Source organism: Thiohalobacter sp. COW1 (assembly GCF_016629505.1).
GTDB classification, from domain to species: Bacteria; Pseudomonadota; Gammaproteobacteria; order Thiohalobacterales; family Thiohalobacteraceae; genus Thiohalobacter; species Thiohalobacter thiocyanaticus_A.
The window spans coordinates 3,014,861-3,029,789 of record NZ_AP024239.1; the positions used below are offsets into that span (position 1 = coordinate 3,014,861).

The 14,929-nt window shown below is 66.9% G+C and carries 15 protein-coding genes; 8 read left to right on the forward strand and 7 right to left on the reverse strand.

The window, feature by feature from the left end:
* Nucleotides 1-8 precede the first annotated feature (8 nt).
* Nucleotides 9-188, reverse strand: coding sequence for a hypothetical protein (locus tag COW1_RS14280; protein ID WP_096367311.1), 180 nt, complete (start codon nt 186-188; stop codon nt 9-11).
* 249 nt (nt 189-437) lie between these two features.
* Between COW1_RS14280 and COW1_RS14285 the strand changes: the two genes are divergently transcribed.
* From COW1_RS14285 to COW1_RS14295, 3 genes are read left to right on the forward strand one after another with little or no spacing between them, the layout of a single operon-like run.
* Nucleotides 438-2,174, forward strand: a complete 1,737-nt coding sequence (locus COW1_RS14285) for an AAA family ATPase (protein ID WP_201344555.1) — start codon at nt 438-440, stop codon at nt 2,172-2,174.
* Nucleotides 2,175-2,179: 5 nt separating this feature from the next.
* Nucleotides 2,180-2,887, forward strand: a complete 708-nt coding sequence (locus COW1_RS14290; RefSeq protein WP_201344556.1) for a general secretion pathway protein GspB — start codon at nt 2,180-2,182, stop codon at nt 2,885-2,887.
* A 49-nt stretch (nt 2,888-2,936) separates the two neighbouring features.
* Complete coding sequence (locus COW1_RS14295; protein ID WP_096367308.1) at nt 2,937-3,413, forward strand: TerB family tellurite resistance protein; 477 nt, start codon at nt 2,937-2,939, stop codon at nt 3,411-3,413.
* A 122-nt stretch (nt 3,414-3,535) separates the two neighbouring features.
* Here the strand turns inward: COW1_RS14295 and COW1_RS14300 are convergent, their stop codons facing one another.
* Entirely contained in the window at nt 3,536-3,889 is a 354-nt protein-coding gene (locus COW1_RS14300; RefSeq protein ID WP_201344557.1) for an HU family DNA-binding protein, read from the reverse strand.
* Between the two features lie 412 nt (nt 3,890-4,301).
* Here COW1_RS14300 and COW1_RS14305 point away from each other — a divergent pair, with 412 nt between their 5' ends.
* From COW1_RS14305 to COW1_RS14315, 3 genes are all read left to right on the forward strand, one after another.
* The gene (locus tag COW1_RS14305; protein WP_201344558.1) at nt 4,302-8,393 is read left to right on the forward strand and encodes a cyclic nucleotide-binding domain-containing protein; all 4,092 of its coding nucleotides are present in this window, start codon (nt 4,302-4,304) and stop codon (nt 8,391-8,393) included.
* A gap of 123 nt (nt 8,394-8,516) precedes the next feature.
* Nucleotides 8,517-9,392, forward strand: a complete 876-nt coding sequence (locus COW1_RS14310; RefSeq protein WP_201344559.1) for a PfkB family carbohydrate kinase — start codon at nt 8,517-8,519, stop codon at nt 9,390-9,392.
* Nucleotides 9,385-9,732 carry a Rieske 2Fe-2S domain-containing protein gene (locus tag COW1_RS14315; protein WP_201344560.1) on the forward strand — a complete coding sequence of 116 codons (348 nt, stop codon included), beginning with the start codon at nt 9,385-9,387 and terminating at the stop codon, nt 9,730-9,732. The genes COW1_RS14310 and COW1_RS14315 overlap by 8 nt, the downstream gene beginning before the upstream one ends.
* Nucleotides 9,733-9,849: 117 nt before the next feature.
* Here the strand turns inward: COW1_RS14315 and COW1_RS14320 are convergent, their stop codons facing one another.
* The 3 genes from COW1_RS14320 to COW1_RS14330 all read right to left on the reverse strand — a co-directional run bounded on the left by COW1_RS14320 (nt 9,850) and on the right by COW1_RS14330 (nt 11,229).
* Nucleotides 9,850-10,032 carry a hypothetical protein gene (locus COW1_RS14320; RefSeq protein ID WP_096367304.1) on the reverse strand — a complete coding sequence of 61 codons (183 nt, stop codon included), beginning with the start codon at nt 10,030-10,032 and terminating at the stop codon, nt 9,850-9,852.
* Nucleotides 10,033-10,255: 223 nt separating this feature from the next.
* Nucleotides 10,256-10,942 carry a deoxyribonuclease V gene (nfi, locus tag COW1_RS14325; protein WP_201344561.1) on the reverse strand — a complete coding sequence of 229 codons (687 nt, stop codon included), beginning with the start codon at nt 10,940-10,942 and terminating at the stop codon, nt 10,256-10,258.
* The gene (locus tag COW1_RS14330) at nt 10,939-11,229 is read right to left on the reverse strand and encodes a DUF6763 family protein (RefSeq protein ID WP_201344562.1); all 291 of its coding nucleotides are present in this window, start codon (nt 11,227-11,229) and stop codon (nt 10,939-10,941) included. Before COW1_RS14330 ends, nfi begins: the two co-directional genes overlap by 4 nt.
* Before the next feature lie 315 nt (nt 11,230-11,544).
* Here COW1_RS14330 and djlA point away from each other — a divergent pair, with 315 nt between their 5' ends.
* On the forward strand, nt 11,545-12,378 hold the full coding sequence (gene djlA / locus COW1_RS14335; protein ID WP_242466444.1) for a co-chaperone DjlA: 834 nt from the start codon (nt 11,545-11,547) through the stop codon (nt 12,376-12,378).
* Between the two features lie 203 nt (nt 12,379-12,581).
* Here djlA and COW1_RS14340 read toward each other — a convergent pair whose 3' ends face one another.
* Both COW1_RS14340 and COW1_RS14345 read right to left on the reverse strand, forming a co-directional pair.
* Nucleotides 12,582-13,046 carry a CopD family protein gene (locus COW1_RS14340; RefSeq protein ID WP_370590869.1) on the reverse strand — a complete coding sequence of 155 codons (465 nt, stop codon included), beginning with the start codon at nt 13,044-13,046 and terminating at the stop codon, nt 12,582-12,584.
* Between the two features lie 3 nt (nt 13,047-13,049).
* Entirely contained in the window at nt 13,050-13,859 is an 810-nt protein-coding gene (locus tag COW1_RS14345; RefSeq protein WP_201344563.1) for an alpha/beta fold hydrolase, read from the reverse strand.
* 287 nt (nt 13,860-14,146) lie between these two features.
* On the opposite strand from COW1_RS14345, the gene rpe reads away from it, so the two are divergent.
* Nucleotides 14,147-14,833 (forward strand): ribulose-phosphate 3-epimerase, encoded by a 687-nt coding sequence (gene rpe, locus COW1_RS14350; RefSeq protein ID WP_096367298.1) that lies wholly within the window; start codon nt 14,147-14,149, stop codon nt 14,831-14,833.
* Nucleotides 14,834-14,929: the final 96 nt, after the last annotated feature.

Consider the following 14,929-nt stretch of genomic DNA (forward strand, 5'->3'; position numbering starts at 1 on the left):
CGGCCGGCTCAGAAACCGACCGGACGCTGCTGCGCGAAGCGGAATACCGCCGAGGCCGAGGGAAAGGTCTGGAGCAGCATGTGGTTGTCGATGGTGGCGACCCAGTAGGCGGGCAGCGCGCCGCCCTTGAATACGGGCTTGGCCGTCACCTCAGTGCCATTGATACGCTTGTTGACCGGCATGTTCATGTGTCGACCCTCCTGACGCGAATGCGTGGCGGAGCCGCGCAGACAGGATAGTCAAACCCCAGCAACACCCGTGCCTGATTTTTTATCTGTATGAATAACAAATAAGATTTGTGCGTGACATCCAGGAGGCGGGACGCCGGCCAACGCGGGTGTAAAAATGCCTGACGTGATTCCGGCCGGGAACGGCAGGGACATGGCAGGACAATCCACCTTTGTTATGCTGGGGCCGCGCCTACAGGTCGAGAGCCGATGTATCTCAAATTCTACGGACTGGACAGCAAGCCCTTCTCCATCGCCCCGGATCCGCGCTTCCTCTATCTGAGCGAGCGTCACCGGGAGGCGCTGGCGCATCTGCTGTTCGGGCTGGGTGAGGGCGGCGGCTTTGTCCAACTCACCGGCGAGGTGGGCACCGGCAAGACCACCCTGAGCCGGGCGGTGCTGGAGCAGGTGCCGCCGCATGTCGACGTGGCGATGATCCTCAACCCCCGGATCAACGAACACGAGCTGCTCGCCACCCTCTGCGATGAACTCGGGGTGGCCTATCCCGCCGCCAGTACCAGCATCAAGCTGTTGACCGATGCGCTGACCCGCCACCTGCTGCGTACCCATGCCGAGGGGCGCAAGACAGTGCTGCTGATCGACGAGGCGCAGAATCTCAGCCGCGAGGTGCTGGAGCAGGTACGGCTGCTGACCAACCTGGAGACCGCCGACGAGAAACTGCTGCAGATCATCCTTATCGGTCAGCCGGAACTGAAGGTCCTGCTGGCGCGCGAGGACCTGCGTCAGCTGGCCCAGCGCATCACCGCGCGTTATCACCTGGAGCCGCTGACCCGGGACGAAACGCGTGCCTATATCCAGCACCGGCTGCGGGTGTGCGGCGGGCCCATTGACCTGTTCACGCCCGGGGCGATGGACGAGGTCCAGCGCCTGTCCGGTGGCGTGCCGCGGCTGATCAACATCCTCTGCGACCGGGCCCTGCTGGGGGGGTATGTCGAGGAGCGGCGCAGCATCGACCGGCGTATCCTGCGCCGGGCCGCGCACGAGGTGCTCCCCGGGCGCCATGAGGCAGCTTCGACTCGCCAGCCGCGGCTGGCGACGGCCGCGATTGCCGTACTGGTACTGCTGGCGGTCGGCCTGCTGGCCGGTATCGCCTGGCCGTCGCTGTCATCACCGGCGCGTACCCTGATGGCCTGGCTGGCGCCTTCGCAACCCGCGGTCCAGGCTGCCGCCGGGAATGTCGAGACGGATTCCGGCGCGCCTGAAACCCCGGCGTCCGCGCGGCCCGGACTGGAGGCCGCGCAAGAGCGGGCCGCGGCGGTGTCCGCTGCCGTCGCGGATACCGGCGCAGTGGATGCCGCCGCCCGCCTCGAGCGCCACCTGAATGAGGCGGACGCACCGGCCGCCACGGCCTGGAACCACCTGTTCGGCCGCTGGGGCCTGGAGGCCGCCCTGACGCCGGGGCGGTCGGCCTGTGAGCAGGCCCGCGACCTGGGACTGCGATGCCTGCACCGGACCGGCAACTGGAACCAGCTGCGCCAGCTGGATCGGCCGGCCGTGCTGCAGCTGCTCGCCGGCGACGGCCGGCGGGTGCCGGCGGCGCTGGACGGGCTGGATGACGCCAGCGCCCGGCTGCGGCTGGACGGACAGCTGCTGACGCTGCCGCTGGCCACGCTGGACCGCTACTGGATGGGGGAATATGTCCTGCTGTGGCGCTCGCCCATCGACCGTGAACTGCTGCGCCAGGGCGATGTCAGCGAGGAAGTGGCCTGGGCGCGGCGGGTACTGGAGGAGCAGGATCTGCTCGCGCCGGTCGCAAACGTGCTGCGCCCGCGCTTCGATGCCGGGTTGCAGCGGGCGGTGGAACGGTTCCAGGCCGGGCAGGGATTGCAGCAGGATGGGGTGATCGGCGCCCTGACCCTGATTCAGCTCAACAATGCCGACCGTGACAACCGGGCGCCGCGTCTGCGCAGTGCGCCGCGGGGGTGAGCCGCATGTCCTATATCCTCGAAGCGCTGAAGAAATCGGAACAGGAACGCCAACTCGGCGCGGTGCCCCGGCCCGAGGCCGGCATTGCCATGGGGCGACGCCCGGCCCGGCCCTGGTGGCCCTGGCTGTTGTCGGGCGTGTTGCTGGTCAATGCCGCCATCCTGCTCTGGCTGGTGCTTCGCCCGCAGACGCCGGTGCCCCTGTCACAGCAGGAGACAACCGGGAGCCGGGCGGCAGCGTCCGCGTCCGCCGCCGCCGCGCAACCGGACGAGGCCGCCGAACCGGCCGCCGCCCGTTCCCGGATGCCGCTGCCGACGGCGGCTGCAGCCGTGTCGGCGCTCCCGCCGCAGTCCCCGCCCCCGGCAGTCGAATCCGTTGCCCCGGCCCCGGTTGCCCCGGCCCAGCCGTCCAGGGGCAGTGTACGCTGGATGGCGCCACCGGAACCGGAAGCGCCGGCGCAGCCCGCCGAGGCGGTGCCGCCGCAGGCGCCGCGCTGGGATGAGCTGAGCGCGGCCGAGAAAAACGGCCTCATCCGGCCACGGCTGGACGTGCACGTCTACGCCGAATCGCCGGCGCAGCGCTTCGTGCTGATCGACCTCAAGCGTTACCGCGAGGGCGAACAGCTGGCCGGGGGCGGTCGGCTCGAGGCCATCACCCCCGAGGGCGTGATCATCGAGGCGCGCGGCACCCGCTACCGGGTCGACCGGCCCTGAGGGAAAAACGCGCGTCGTTCCAGTCACCAGTCGAGGGGAACCCCTGCCGATGCTTGATCGTATCCAGTCCTTTTTCAACGATATCATCCAGGCCGAGGTCGAGGCTGCCGCGCCGGATACCCATGCCCACGGCATCCGGCTGGCGACAGCAGCCCTGCTGATCGAAATGGCGCGGGCCGACTTCGATGCCTCGGATCAGGAACGCCTGCTGGCCGGCGATCTGATCGCCGGCCGCTTCGGCCTCACCCAGTCGGAACTGGATGAACTGATGAGTCTGGCGGAACTGGAGGTGCGCGAGGCGGCCTCCCTGTACGAATTCACCCGCCTGATCGACAAGCGGCTGTCATACGAGGAAAAGCAGGAAATCGTCGGGATGCTGTGGGAGATGGCCTATGCCGACGGGGTGCTGGACAAGTACGAGGAGCACCTGGTGCGCAAGCTGACCGATTTACTGCATATTCCGCATCAGCAGATGATGCGGCTCAAGCATGCAGTCAGGGAAAGGCTGGGCATCGAAGAATTCTAGCGCTGCGTGGTGAGCAGCGGGGCGCCGGTCATGCGGCCTGCATTCGGCGCGGCGGTATTACAGGGGGCAGGGGCCATGCCCGGGTTTTCCCGGGCATGGTCCCGTCAGCCCTGACCCCGGGGTCAGACCATGTCTTTCAGGTTCTTCAGCGGGGTGACCTTCACGACGTTACGGGCCGGCTTGGCCTTGAACACCATTTCTTCGCCGGTGAAGGGGTTGATACCCTTGCGCGCCTTGGTGGCGGGCTTGCGCACGACCTTGATCTTCATCAGGCCGGGAACGTTGTAGAAGCCGGGACCGTTGCGCTTGAGGTCACGCTTGATCAGCATCGAAAGGGCGTCGAATACGGCGCCGACGTCTTTCTTGGTCAGGCCGGTCTTGTCGGCAATGTAGGAGAGGGTTTCGGATTTGGTGGTGGCTTTGGGGGCTGCCTTGGCGGCGGCTTTCTTCTTCGCGGTCTTCTTCTTTGCGGCCATTAATTTAAGCTCCTCTGTTTATCATCATCGAGTGCGTATTGAATAGGCATGGATGTGGTGACGCCCGTTAAGATAGCACAATTGAACTGCAGGGGAAGGGGGTTTGAAGCTTTTATTGCAGTATTTTCCGCATTACAGCCAGTAGTCCCGCAACGGCCGCACCTTCCGGTCGCGACAGTGTGGATCCTGTGCCGGCGTGAATGCGCCAGTGTGCATGCAGGAAATCACGGCGGTCCATGGCCCGTTGTCATCCCGCAGGCCCGGTCCGTGACGATGCCAACCGGGCCACAGATTCATCCCGTCGCCGTACTCAAGATCGAGTCCCCGCACGCCGATAGCCAGAGTGGAATGTCGCCTCCCGGCAGGAGGCGGGCGCGGCTTGGTGTGTCACAGACAGGACGGTTCAGACTGCATGGGAGCAGCAAAAAAAATCATAGATAAAAAGACCTTACAGACCCTCGTCCCCTTCAATGCGATGTCGCCCATGCACTTCAACGAGGTGGCGCAGAAGACGGTTGTCGAAGAGGTTGGTGCGGGTCGTTATCTGTTCAAGGAAAAGGATCGCGACAACCGCGCTGTCTATGTCCTGGAAGGCGAGGTCAACCTGCTGGCCGGCGGCGAGGTCGTGGGCTCGGTTGTCGGCGGCACCGACGCCGGCCTGCATCCGCTGGCCAACCAGCAGCCGCGCCAGGTCGCGGCGCGGGCGGCCACCAAGGTCACGATTGCCTACATCGATTCCAGCCTGCTGGACATCTTCCTGACCTGGGATCAGTCCTCCGGATACGAGGTGGCCGAACTCGATGACGAGGACGGCGAGGACTGGATGACGAAACTGCTCCAGTCGCAGGCCTTCCTGAAGCTGCCGCCCTCGAATATCCAGCGTCTGCTGATGCGCATGGAAACCTTGCCGGTCAAGGCCGGAGAGGCCATCATCGAGCAGGGGCAGGAGGGTGATTATTTCTACATCATCAAATCCGGTCGCTGCGAAGTCACACGCAAACCATCGGCCAACGCCAAGCCGGTGAAGCTGGCCGAACTGGCCGACGGCGATGCCTTCGGCGAGGACGCGCTCGTCTCCAATGCCAAGCGCAATGCCAGCATCACCATGCTCACCGATGGCATGTTGATGCGCTTGTCCAAGCAGGACTTCACCGAACTGCTCGAAGAGCCGCTGGTCAACAAGGTCGATTACGCCGCCGCGGCCCGTCTCGCAGAGGGGGGCGATGCCGAATGGCTGGACGTGCGCCTGCCCGGCGAATACGCCAATTCCCATGTCCCCGAGGCCCGCAACATACCGCTGTCGGCCCTGCGTCTGGAACTCGATCAACTCGATCACCAGAAGAAATACATCGTGTGCTGCGACACCGGCAGCCGCAGCGCCAGCGCCGGATTCCTGCTGAGCCAGCGCGGTTTCGACGTCTACGTGCTCAATGACGGCCTGGTCACTGTGCCGGCCGGCGTCATGACCGGGACCGCAGTGACGGCCGCCGCCGCGCAGGAGCCGCCGCCGGCTTCGGAACCGCCGTCACAAGGGGCGGCAACGGCCGCTGCCGGAGTGGTCGAGCTCGAGCCGCGCGACGAGTCCGAACCGGTGCCGGCGCCCGCGGACGAGGCGCAGGCATCCAATACCTATGAGCGCGAACTGGCCCGCTTCAAGCAGTTCCGCGAGGATGCCCTGAAGAAGATTCAGCAGGCCCGCGAAGAGGCGCAGAGCGCAGCCGAGGCCCGTGATCAGGCCGAGGCCCGCGTCGCCGCCCTGCGCGAGGAACTGCAGGCCGTGCAGGCGCGCCTGGACAGCCAGGGCGAAGCCGCGAGTCAGGCCGCGGACCAGGACGAGCGTATCGGCAGCCTCAAGGCCGAACTCGATGAACTGAGCGAGCACAGCGGTGAACTGCGCAAGTCGCTGGAAGCGGCGCAGGCGGAGAACCGCGAACTGCAGACCCAGCTCAAGGAGACGCAGCAGAACCTGGCCGCCGAACAGGACGCCGCCGAGCAGCAGTTGAACGATTTCTCACGGCGGCTGGAAGAGTACGAGGCCGCGGCGGGACAGGCCGAACAGGACCGCCAGGCGCACGCTGCCCTGGAGGCCGAACTGGAACAGGCCCGGGCCCGGATCAGCGAACTGCAGCAGGACGGTGACAGCCAGCTGCAGGCGCTGCGTGAGCAGGAACAGGCGCTGCAGTCGCAGCTGAGCGAGGCGGCCGCGCGGGCCGAGAACGCCGAGCAGGAACGCGACCAACTCAAGGCGCAGCAGGCGGAGCAGGCCAGTGCGGAGCAGGAACGCGTCGCTGCGCTGGAGACGGAACTGGAACAGGCCCGGGCCCGGATCGGCGAACTGCAGCAGGACGGCGACAGCCAGCTGCAGGCGCTGCGTGAGCAGGAACAGGCACTGCAGTCACAGCTGAGCGAGGCGGCTGCACGCGCCGAGAGCGCCGAGCAGGAACGCGATCAGCTCAAGGCGCAGCAGCAGCAACAGCAGTCGGAGCTCGAGGCCGCCCAGTCCCGGGGTCAGGACCTGGAACAGGCGCACAGCGCCGTCCAGGCAGAAGTCGAAAGACTGCAGCAGGAACTGGAGCAGACTCGCAGCGAACTGGCCGCCCGGGAACAGTCAGGGGATGAACAGCAGCAACAGCTGCAGCAGGCCAATCGCGACCTGCAGGCCCGCCTGGATGAACTCATGCCGCGGGCGGAGACGGCCGAGGCCGAACGTGACCGGCTGCAGCAGGCGCAGACCGAGACCGCCGCCCGGATCGAGGCGCTGGAATCGCAGTTGCAGGCGCGGGACGCGGCCGAGCAGGAGTTGCAGCAGCAACTCGAGGCGGCCCGCGGTGAACTGACCGCCGCCCAGGCGGTGCGCCAGGATCTGGAGCGCCAGCTGCAGTCGATGGAGCAGGACGGCGATGCCCAGCTCACCGAACTGCGCCAGCAGTACCGTGCCCTGCAGGAACAACAGCAGGATGGTGAGAAACGGGCCGCCGAGGCCGGGCAGGCGCGGGATGAACTGCAGACCCGGGTGGCCAGCCTGGAGCGCGAGCGTGATGCCGCCCTGGCCACGCAGGAGGCGCAGCTGCAGGCCCTGCAGAGCGAGCTCGACGAGGCGCGCAGGGCCCGGGAAGAGCAGCAGACAGAACTCGAGCGGCAGCATGAGCAGACCCGGGATCTGGAGACCCGTCTGGAGGCGCGTGAGCGCGAGGCGCAGGAGGCCGCCGGGACGCTCGAGACTGAACGCGGGCGCGCAGACGCACTGGCCGGGGAGCGTGACGAGTTGCAGGCGCAGCTGAGCGCGTTGCGCGATTCCCAGTCTGCCGAGGCCGCCCGGCAGAGCGAACAGCTGGAAGCACTGCAGGCCTCGTTCCAGGCCCTGCAGACGGAGCGCGACGAATTACAGGCCGCATTGACGACCGAGCAAGATGGCCGCGGCGAGTTGGATGCACAGCGTGTCGCACTGCAGGAACAGCTGGCCGCGCGCGAAACGGAGCAGGCGCGTCAGGAGGAGGCCCACCAGGCCCTGGCCCAGCGGCTGCAGGAACTGGAAACCGAACTCGAGCAGCAGCGCGGCACCCTGGCCGAGCGCGAGCAGCGCAACGAGTCGCTGCAGGCTGAACTGGACGCCGCCCGGCAACAGCACGACAGCGCGCTGGCCGAGACCGAATCCCGCCATGAGGCCCTGCAGCGGGAACTGGCCGGGCTGCAGTCGCAGCTGGACGCGGCCGCGTCTGAGCAGGCGCGCCGCGACGGCGAGGCCGAAGCCGCGCAGACGGAACTGACGTCCCGGCTCGAATCGCTGCAGACGGAACTGGAATCTCGCAGCAGCGAACTGGAACAGCTGCGGCAGGACCGGGCCGGCCTGGAAACCGAGCGCGACAAGCTGCAGGCGGAACTGGAGGCGGCGCGGGCCGAAGTCGAAGGGCGGGTTGCCAGCCTGGAGACAGAACTGGAACAGCTGCGGCAGGAGCGGACCGGCCTGGAAGGCGAACGCGACAGCCTGCGGGATGAACTGAATACGGCACGCACCGAAGCCGGGGAACAGATCGCCGCCCTGCAGGCCGAACTCGAGCAGCTGCGTGAAGTCACCACTCAGGATCTGCAGGCCATGCAGCAGACCACTGCCTCGCTGCAGTCCGAACTGGAGCAGGCACGCAGGGCCGCTGCCGGACGGGCCGCGCCGGGCGAGGAGGTGGAGCGGCTGCAGCTGCTGCTGGACGAGGCCCGGGAGCAGGCCGGCCAGTACCAGGCCGAACTGGACCGGCTGCGGGCCGCCCAGGCCGGCGCGGCGGCGGATCAGGGTGAACTCGCGCGGCTGCAGACCGAGTTGGCCACGCTGCGTTCGCAGGCCGAGACCGACCGGCAGGCGGCCGGGGAGGAGATCGAGCGGCTGCGCGACCAGCTCATCGTGCTCGAGGCGGCGCAGGAAAGCGCAAACACCGACGAAGACGCGGAGCCGCGCCGCGGCGGCCTGGTGGCCGGGCTGTTCGGCGGGCGCCGGCGCCGCGAGGAGTCGTAGGCCGGGACGCGCGCAGCGAGTCATCCAGGAGCCGCGCGGTACCGGGGTCCCGGCAGTCGCCGGGATGACGGTCAGGGATATCGCGACCGCAATTCACGCCATTATTGGGTAAACTGCGCGCCCATGGCCCGCATCCTTGCCGTCGGCATCGCCACCCTCGACATCATCAACCGAGTGGACAGTTATCCGCCCGAGGACAGTGAAGTGCGGGCGCTGTCCCAGCGCCGGGTGCGCGGCGGCAACGCCACCAACAGCCTGGTGGTGCTGAGTCAGTTCGGTCATGCCTGCGCCTGGGCGGGGGTGCTGGTCGATGAACCCGACGCCGCGCCTGTCCGCGCGGATCTTGACCATTACGGCATCGATTATTCCGCCTGCCGCCGGCTTGCCACCGGCAAGATGCCGACTTCCTATATCCTGCACAGCCAGGCGACCGGCAGCCGCAGCATCGTGCACTATCGTGATCTGCCCGAGTACGACCTGGAAAGCTTCCGCCGCATCGACCTGACCCCGCTGGACTGGGTGCATTTCGAGGGCCGCAATGTGGAGCAGACCGAGGCCATGCTGGCGTACCTGCGCACCCAGCGTCCGGACCTGCCGGTGTCCCTGGAGATCGAGAAGCCGCGGCCCGGCATCGAGCGGCTGTTTCCCCACGCCGGTCTGCTGCTGTTCTCGCGCGACTATGCCCGGGCGCAGGGCCACGGCGCTGCCCCCGCGCTGCTGCAGGCGGTGGCCGCGCAGAGCCCGGGGGCCGACCGCGTCTGCGCCTGGGGCGAGGCCGGGGCCTGGGCGCTGGACCGGGGCGGGCGACTGCATCACAGTCCTGCCGTCGCGCCGCCGCAGCTGGTCGACACCCTGGGGGCGGGGGATACCTTCAATGCCGCCCTGATCGACGCCCGCCTGCAGGGCATGGACTGGCCGGCCGGTCTGGTCCGGGCCTGTCGCATCGCCGGCGCCAAATGCGGCCGCGAGGGCCTGCATGGAGTCACTGCCGATGCCTGACGCCCGCCTGTGCCGCTTCGACGAACTGGCCGATCCCGGCAGCCGCGGATTCGAGGTCGAACTGAACGGCGTGCCCGAGTCCATCCTGGTGGTACGCCGGGGGGGATCGGTGTACGGCTACATCAATCGCTGCCCGCATGCCGGCAGCCCGCTGGACTGGATGCCGGATCAGTTTCTCAGTCTGGACCAACGCCACATCCAGTGCGCGACCCATGCTGCCCTGTTCACCCTTGATGGGGGGGAATGCGTGGCCGGACCCTGCGTGGGCGACCGGCTCACGCCGGTGGCGCTGGAACTGGTCGATGGCTGGATCTGTCTCGGCCGGCAAGCGCAGAGCTAGATGTCATTCCGGCTGGCAGCGCAGCCAGGGCGCAACTCCGGCCGGGTTCAGGGAACAGGCGAAAAAAAACCCGCCGCGAGGGCGGGTCGAAGGAGGATTCAATGCAATCCGTATCGCTCAGTCGGGGAAGCGGGTGAGTGTACGGCGTACCAGTTCCGGATCGGGACCCTGAACAGCAGGCTGAAGATGTTCCTGCAGTTGCAGTGCCGGTGCCGGCGGAATGGGGGACTGCGCTGCGGCCGTCGGGGCGGGCGCGGTGAATTCCAGCTCTGTTCCTTCCTGCATGTCCAGTATCAGCATGATGCACCTCCTGGTACGGCCGGCTCTGCCCTTCGTAAAGCTTAGCGGCCTGACAACATCAAGGTTGAGGCGGGGGCGGGCGGTTTCAAGGGTCTCGTGCCTATGAGATTGAATGTGGGGGATATTTTGTTGAGGAGTGAGGAGTAGGATGGGTGGAGGCGCTTGCGCCGTAACCCATCGTCTCCGCCTGTGTAACGATGGGTTGCGCTGCGCTCCACCCATCCTACCCGATCTGAGGTGTTTCTTTCTCCGATGCCAGCCGGTGTGCCGCGCGCGTGGTCTCGGGCAGGCGGTAGCGCGGGGCGCAGGCCAGGACATAGTCGATCGCCGTGGCCAGGCTGACGCAGTGGCCGATGGAGACGAACAGGGGGCGGGTACGGGAGCGGGTTCGCAGTACAGCGCCGATCACCTCATCGCCGTCATGCAGCGGGCTCCAGTCGCCGCGCTCCGGGCCCGGCTCCTGGTAGTGCCCGATCAGGCGCGACTTGGCCACGCCGATGGTCGGAATGCCGCTCAACACACCCAGGTGACAGGCCAGGCCGAAGCGACGCGGATGGGCCAGCCCCTGGCCGTCGCACAGGATCAGATCGGGTGCATGGCGCAGCCCGCTCAGCGCCTCCAGCAGCGCCGGCACCTCGCGAAAGGACAGCAGTCCCGGGATGTAGGGGAAACGGGTGGGGCGCTTGAGCAGCAGGCGCTCGCGCAGGGTGAGGGCGGGGAAATCGAGCACGGCGACCGCTGCCCGGGTGGTCCGCCCGCCGGCTTCGAAGCCGATGTCGACGCCGGCCACCCGCTCGACCGGGCCCAGGCGATCCTCACGGATGACTTCGCGTGCCAGTTCGGTCTGGATCCCGCACGCCAGCGCCGGGCTCACGGCCCAGGGATGTGCCGCGGCGACAGGGAGGTTCAATCCAGGGTGTCGAGCGGGTTGAGCCAGTCGTCGTGGCGGGTGAACTCCAGATCCACCCCATAGTCCTCACGCTCGATGTCCAGTGAGCCGGACCAGTCCTCCGGCGGCTCGCCCGGAACGATGGGCAGTTCCCGCCAGGCGTCCATGTCCAGTTCCTCGACGGTGCCGTCGAAGTACTGGATCTCCACGGTCTGGTCGTCGGGGTCGACGGCCACGATTTCGAACTGCTCTCCCGTTTCGCTGGCCTGATACCAGTCACCGATGCGGGGGTCGAACTCGGTTGCCATGGTCGCTTACCTCTTGCAGGCGCCTGGGTTAGTATGCAGTCGGTTTCGCTGCGGGGCTGGTTGAGGGACCCCTGATGCATCCGTCATGTTCGCGCAGGCGGACATCCATGATCCATGCAGCACGTGGATACCCGCGCAGGCGGGAATGACGCAGGTAGCAACGATCAGACTTCCCTTAACATAGGACCTGCCGGCGGTACGCGCAAGCGCCAACCTGGAGATCATGACAGTGAAGGTCCTAGTACTTGATTCGTCTGAATTTGCCGTACCGGCACGGCACGCTGGCGGCGGCCTGCCCGATGCGCCCGGCGCGCGATGGGAGCGGTCGCGGTGAGTTGGTGGGGCAAGCTCATCGGCGGCGCCTTCGGCTTCATGCTGGGCGGCCCGTTGGGGGCCTTGCTGGGCGGGGCGCTGGGGCACCAGTTCGACAAGGGCCTGCGCGGCATGGACCAGCTCGGCGGCAGGGGGCCGGGGCCGGGTGATCAGGCCCGGGTGCAGACGGCCTTCTTCACCGCCAGCTTCGCCGTGATGGGTCACATCGCCAAGGCCGACGGCCGGGTCTCGCGCGACGAGATCTCACTGGCGGAGGCGGTGATGGATCGCATGCGGCTCTCGCCCGAGATGCGCAGGACCGCCATCCGCCTGTTCCACGAGGGCAAGGGCTCCGGGTTCGATCTGGATGCGGTGCTGGATCAGTTCCGCCGCGAAGCCCATCGCCGCCGCCACCTGCTGCAGATGTTTCTGGAAATCCAGCTGCATGCCGCCTATGCCGATGGCAGCATCGATGCGGCCGAGCGGCGCATTCTGGACCGGATCCGGGAGCGGTTGGGTTTTTCCCGCCATGAGTTCGAGCACCTGGAGAATCTGGTCAAGGCCGCGCGCTTCTTCACCGGCGAGGGCGCGCGTCCCGGCGCCGGTGCACCGCCCTCGCGCGATCGGCTGGCAGAGGCCTACAAGGTACTGGATGTTGCCGAGAGCGCCTCTGACGCCGAGGTCAAGAAGGCCTACCGGCGGCTGATGAATCAGCATCATCCCGACAAGCTGGTGGCCAAGGGGCTGCCCGAGGAGATGATCGAACTGGCCACCGAGAAGTCGCAGGAGATCCGCGCGGCCTACGATACCGTCATGGAGTCGCGGGGGAAGAAATAGGGTAGCCTCGTGTCTCTGGTCCTGTCCTCATCCGTCATTCCGGCGCAGGCCGGAATCCATTGACCCCGTGGTTTCTGGATCCCGGCCTGCGCCGGGATGACGCTGCCATCAATAGTCGCGGCGTGCGTCGGGTTACGCCTTGCCGGCTAACCCGACCTACTATTGCGGTTTTGTGGCCTTTGTGTGCCGGGTGGTTCAATCGTTCACAGGTACCGCCCTGCCGCCACAATCACCACCAGCACCAGCCCCAGCGTGAGATTGATGCCGATCAGCTTGCGGATGATGGCCAGCTGCTGGCCTCCGGCCGGCCAGTCGCCGGCCGCCACGGCGCGCCTGAGCCGTTTGTAGGGGGCGAAGAAGACATGCATGAACAGCAGGATCATCAGCCAGCCGATGCCCTGCATCAGGTGGATGTGCATGCCCGCCCGGCCCATGCCGCCGAACACGTCGAACAGCATCCAGTAGCCGGTGACCGGCAGCAGGATCACCGCCAGCCACACCCAGGGAAAGAACTTCGCAAAGGTCTGCGACCACAGCGGCAGCCGCAGCGGCGGCTCCAGCAGGCTGGCGGCCACCGGCCGCAGCGCCATCCAGGCGAAGAACATGCCGCCGATCCACACCACCGCGGCGAGCAGGTGCAGGCTGATCAATACGGGCATCAGGGTCATGGGTTACTCCTTTTCCTGTTCGAGATTGTCGGTGGTGGATTCGAGCCAGCCGCGCACCCGGCGCACCAGGACCGCTTCCAGGCCGGTGAAGAAATGGTTGGCGCCGGTGACCTCGACCTGGCGATAGGCGTCGTTGCCGGCCCGGCGGGCGGCGCGGGCACGCGCCTCGCGGCCGGCCAGCACGCTGTCCAGGTCGCGACTGCCGGACAGGTCCAGCACCGGCAGGGTGATCCGTTCCAGATGGGCGGCGGCGTTCAGATGCGGGTCCTCTGCACTGCCCCCCATGCCGATCAGGACCAGCCCGTCCGCCTCCAGCCCGGTGTCGCCGGCCAGGGCGGCGGCGGCCATGATGGCGCCCAGGCTGTGGGCGACAATGAAGACCGGGCGGTCGCCGCGCTCCTGCAGCCAGCCCAGGGCGCTGCGCAGCCGCGGTGCGGCCTCCGGCACCAGCGGGGCATAGTCGGCCGGTACGGCGTCGTTGGGCAGGACCGGCATCTGCACTGACAGGGTGGCCCAGCCATGCTCCGGCAGCCGCACCCGCAGCGGCTGGATCACCTCCTGCCAGTCCGGGTGGGCGCCCATGCCGTGGACCAGGATCACGGCCCCCTTCGGCGCGCCGGTCAGGTCCGGGGTGTGGATGGCCAGGAACTGCGCGTCGTCCGGGCCCAGCCATACCGCCTCCCCGTCGATGAGCATGTCCACGATCTGCCCGGCCCAGCGCTGCTCCTTGGCGCGGTCGCCGGCGGCGAAGCCGGCCGGGGCCGCCAGCAGCAGGCTGCAGGCCAGAAAAAACAAGCCCTTGATATGTTTCATCCTGCGCTCCGACAGCCCCCCGGGACTACACCGGAAGGGCTCTTGCTTAAACCTGATTACACGCGTCATTGCGAGGAACGAAGTGACGCGGCAATCTCCAACCGATTGATTCTGCAGTATGAGATTGCCGCGCTGCGCTCGCAATGACGGCGAAGCAGGCGCCGTCCGGGGTCATACCCGGTTGATTTGCGTGGCAAAGGCTGAAAATCCGCCGATATTGAGGTACAGTGCGCAACTTTATTCGCTAGCGCGAGTTGCCTGCAACCAGAATCAGGGGATCGAACACCATGGCAGATTACATGATCGCACCGTCCATCCTGTCGGCGGACTTCGCCCGCCTGGGCGAGGAAGTGGACAATGTGCTCAAGTCCGGTACCGACATCGTGCACTTCGATGTCATGGACAATCACTATGTGCCCAACCTGACCATCGGCCCGCTGGTCTGCGAGGCCCTGCGCAAGCACGGCGTGACCGCGCCCATCGACGTGCATCTGATGGTCAAGCCGGTCGATCGCATTGTGCCTGACTTCGCCGCTGCCGGTGCCACCTACATCACCTTCCACCCGGAGGCCTCCGATCACGTCGACCGCACCCTGCAGCTGATCAAGGCCGAGGGCTGCAAGGCCGGCCTGGTGTTCAACCCGGCCACCCCGCTGGATTACCTCAAATACGTCATCGACAAGGTCGACATGGTGTTGCTGATGTCGGTCAACCCCGGCTTCGGTGGTCAGAGTTTCATCCCCAGTGCGATGGACAAGCTGCGCGAGGCGCGCAAGCTGATCGACGCCTCCGGCCGCGACATCCGGCTGGAGATCGACGGCGGAGTGAAGGTGGACAACATCCGCGAGATCGCCGCCGCCGGCGCCGATACCTTCGTTTCCGGCTCGGGCATCTTCGGCAAGGGCCAGGATTCCGACCCGAACCGCTACGACAGCATCGTCAAGCAGATGCGCGACGAGCTGGCCAAGGCCTGACGGATCAAAACCATTTAACGCGGAGGCGCGGAGGCGCAGAGGTCGCAAAGTTTTTTATAGTATTTTTGATTTTCTTGCGTTCTTTGCGCCTCCGCG

Bases quoted from the DNA above. Each gene is read 5' to 3' on its own strand.
- COW1_RS14280 (WP_096367311.1), bottom strand. From the start codon at position 188: ATGAACATGCCGGTCAACAAGCGTATCAATGGCACTGAGGTGACGGCC.
- COW1_RS14285 (WP_201344555.1), top strand. From the start codon at position 438: ATGTATCTCAAATTCTACGGACTGGACAGCAAGCCCTTCTCCATCGCC.
- COW1_RS14290 (WP_201344556.1), top strand. From the start codon at position 2,180: ATGTCCTATATCCTCGAAGCGCTGAAGAAATCGGAACAGGAACGCCAA.
- COW1_RS14295 (WP_096367308.1), top strand. From the start codon at position 2,937: ATGCTTGATCGTATCCAGTCCTTTTTCAACGATATCATCCAGGCCGAG.
- COW1_RS14300 (WP_201344557.1), bottom strand. From the start codon at position 3,889: ATGGCCGCAAAGAAGAAGACCGCGAAGAAGAAAGCCGCCGCCAAGGCA.
- COW1_RS14305 (WP_201344558.1), top strand. From the start codon at position 4,302: ATGGGAGCAGCAAAAAAAATCATAGATAAAAAGACCTTACAGACCCTC.
- COW1_RS14310 (WP_201344559.1), top strand. From the start codon at position 8,517: ATGGCCCGCATCCTTGCCGTCGGCATCGCCACCCTCGACATCATCAAC.
- COW1_RS14315 (WP_201344560.1), top strand. From the start codon at position 9,385: ATGCCTGACGCCCGCCTGTGCCGCTTCGACGAACTGGCCGATCCCGGC.
- COW1_RS14320 (WP_096367304.1), bottom strand. From the start codon at position 10,032: ATGCTGATACTGGACATGCAGGAAGGAACAGAGCTGGAATTCACCGCG.
- COW1_RS14330 (WP_201344562.1), bottom strand. From the start codon at position 11,229: ATGGCAACCGAGTTCGACCCCCGCATCGGTGACTGGTATCAGGCCAGC.
- djlA (WP_242466444.1), top strand. From the start codon at position 11,545: ATGGGAGCGGTCGCGGTGAGTTGGTGGGGCAAGCTCATCGGCGGCGCC.
- COW1_RS14340 (WP_370590869.1), bottom strand. From the start codon at position 13,046: ATGACCCTGATGCCCGTATTGATCAGCCTGCACCTGCTCGCCGCGGTG.
- COW1_RS14345 (WP_201344563.1), bottom strand. From the start codon at position 13,859: ATGAAACATATCAAGGGCTTGTTTTTTCTGGCCTGCAGCCTGCTGCTG.
- rpe (WP_096367298.1), top strand. From the start codon at position 14,147: ATGGCAGATTACATGATCGCACCGTCCATCCTGTCGGCGGACTTCGCC.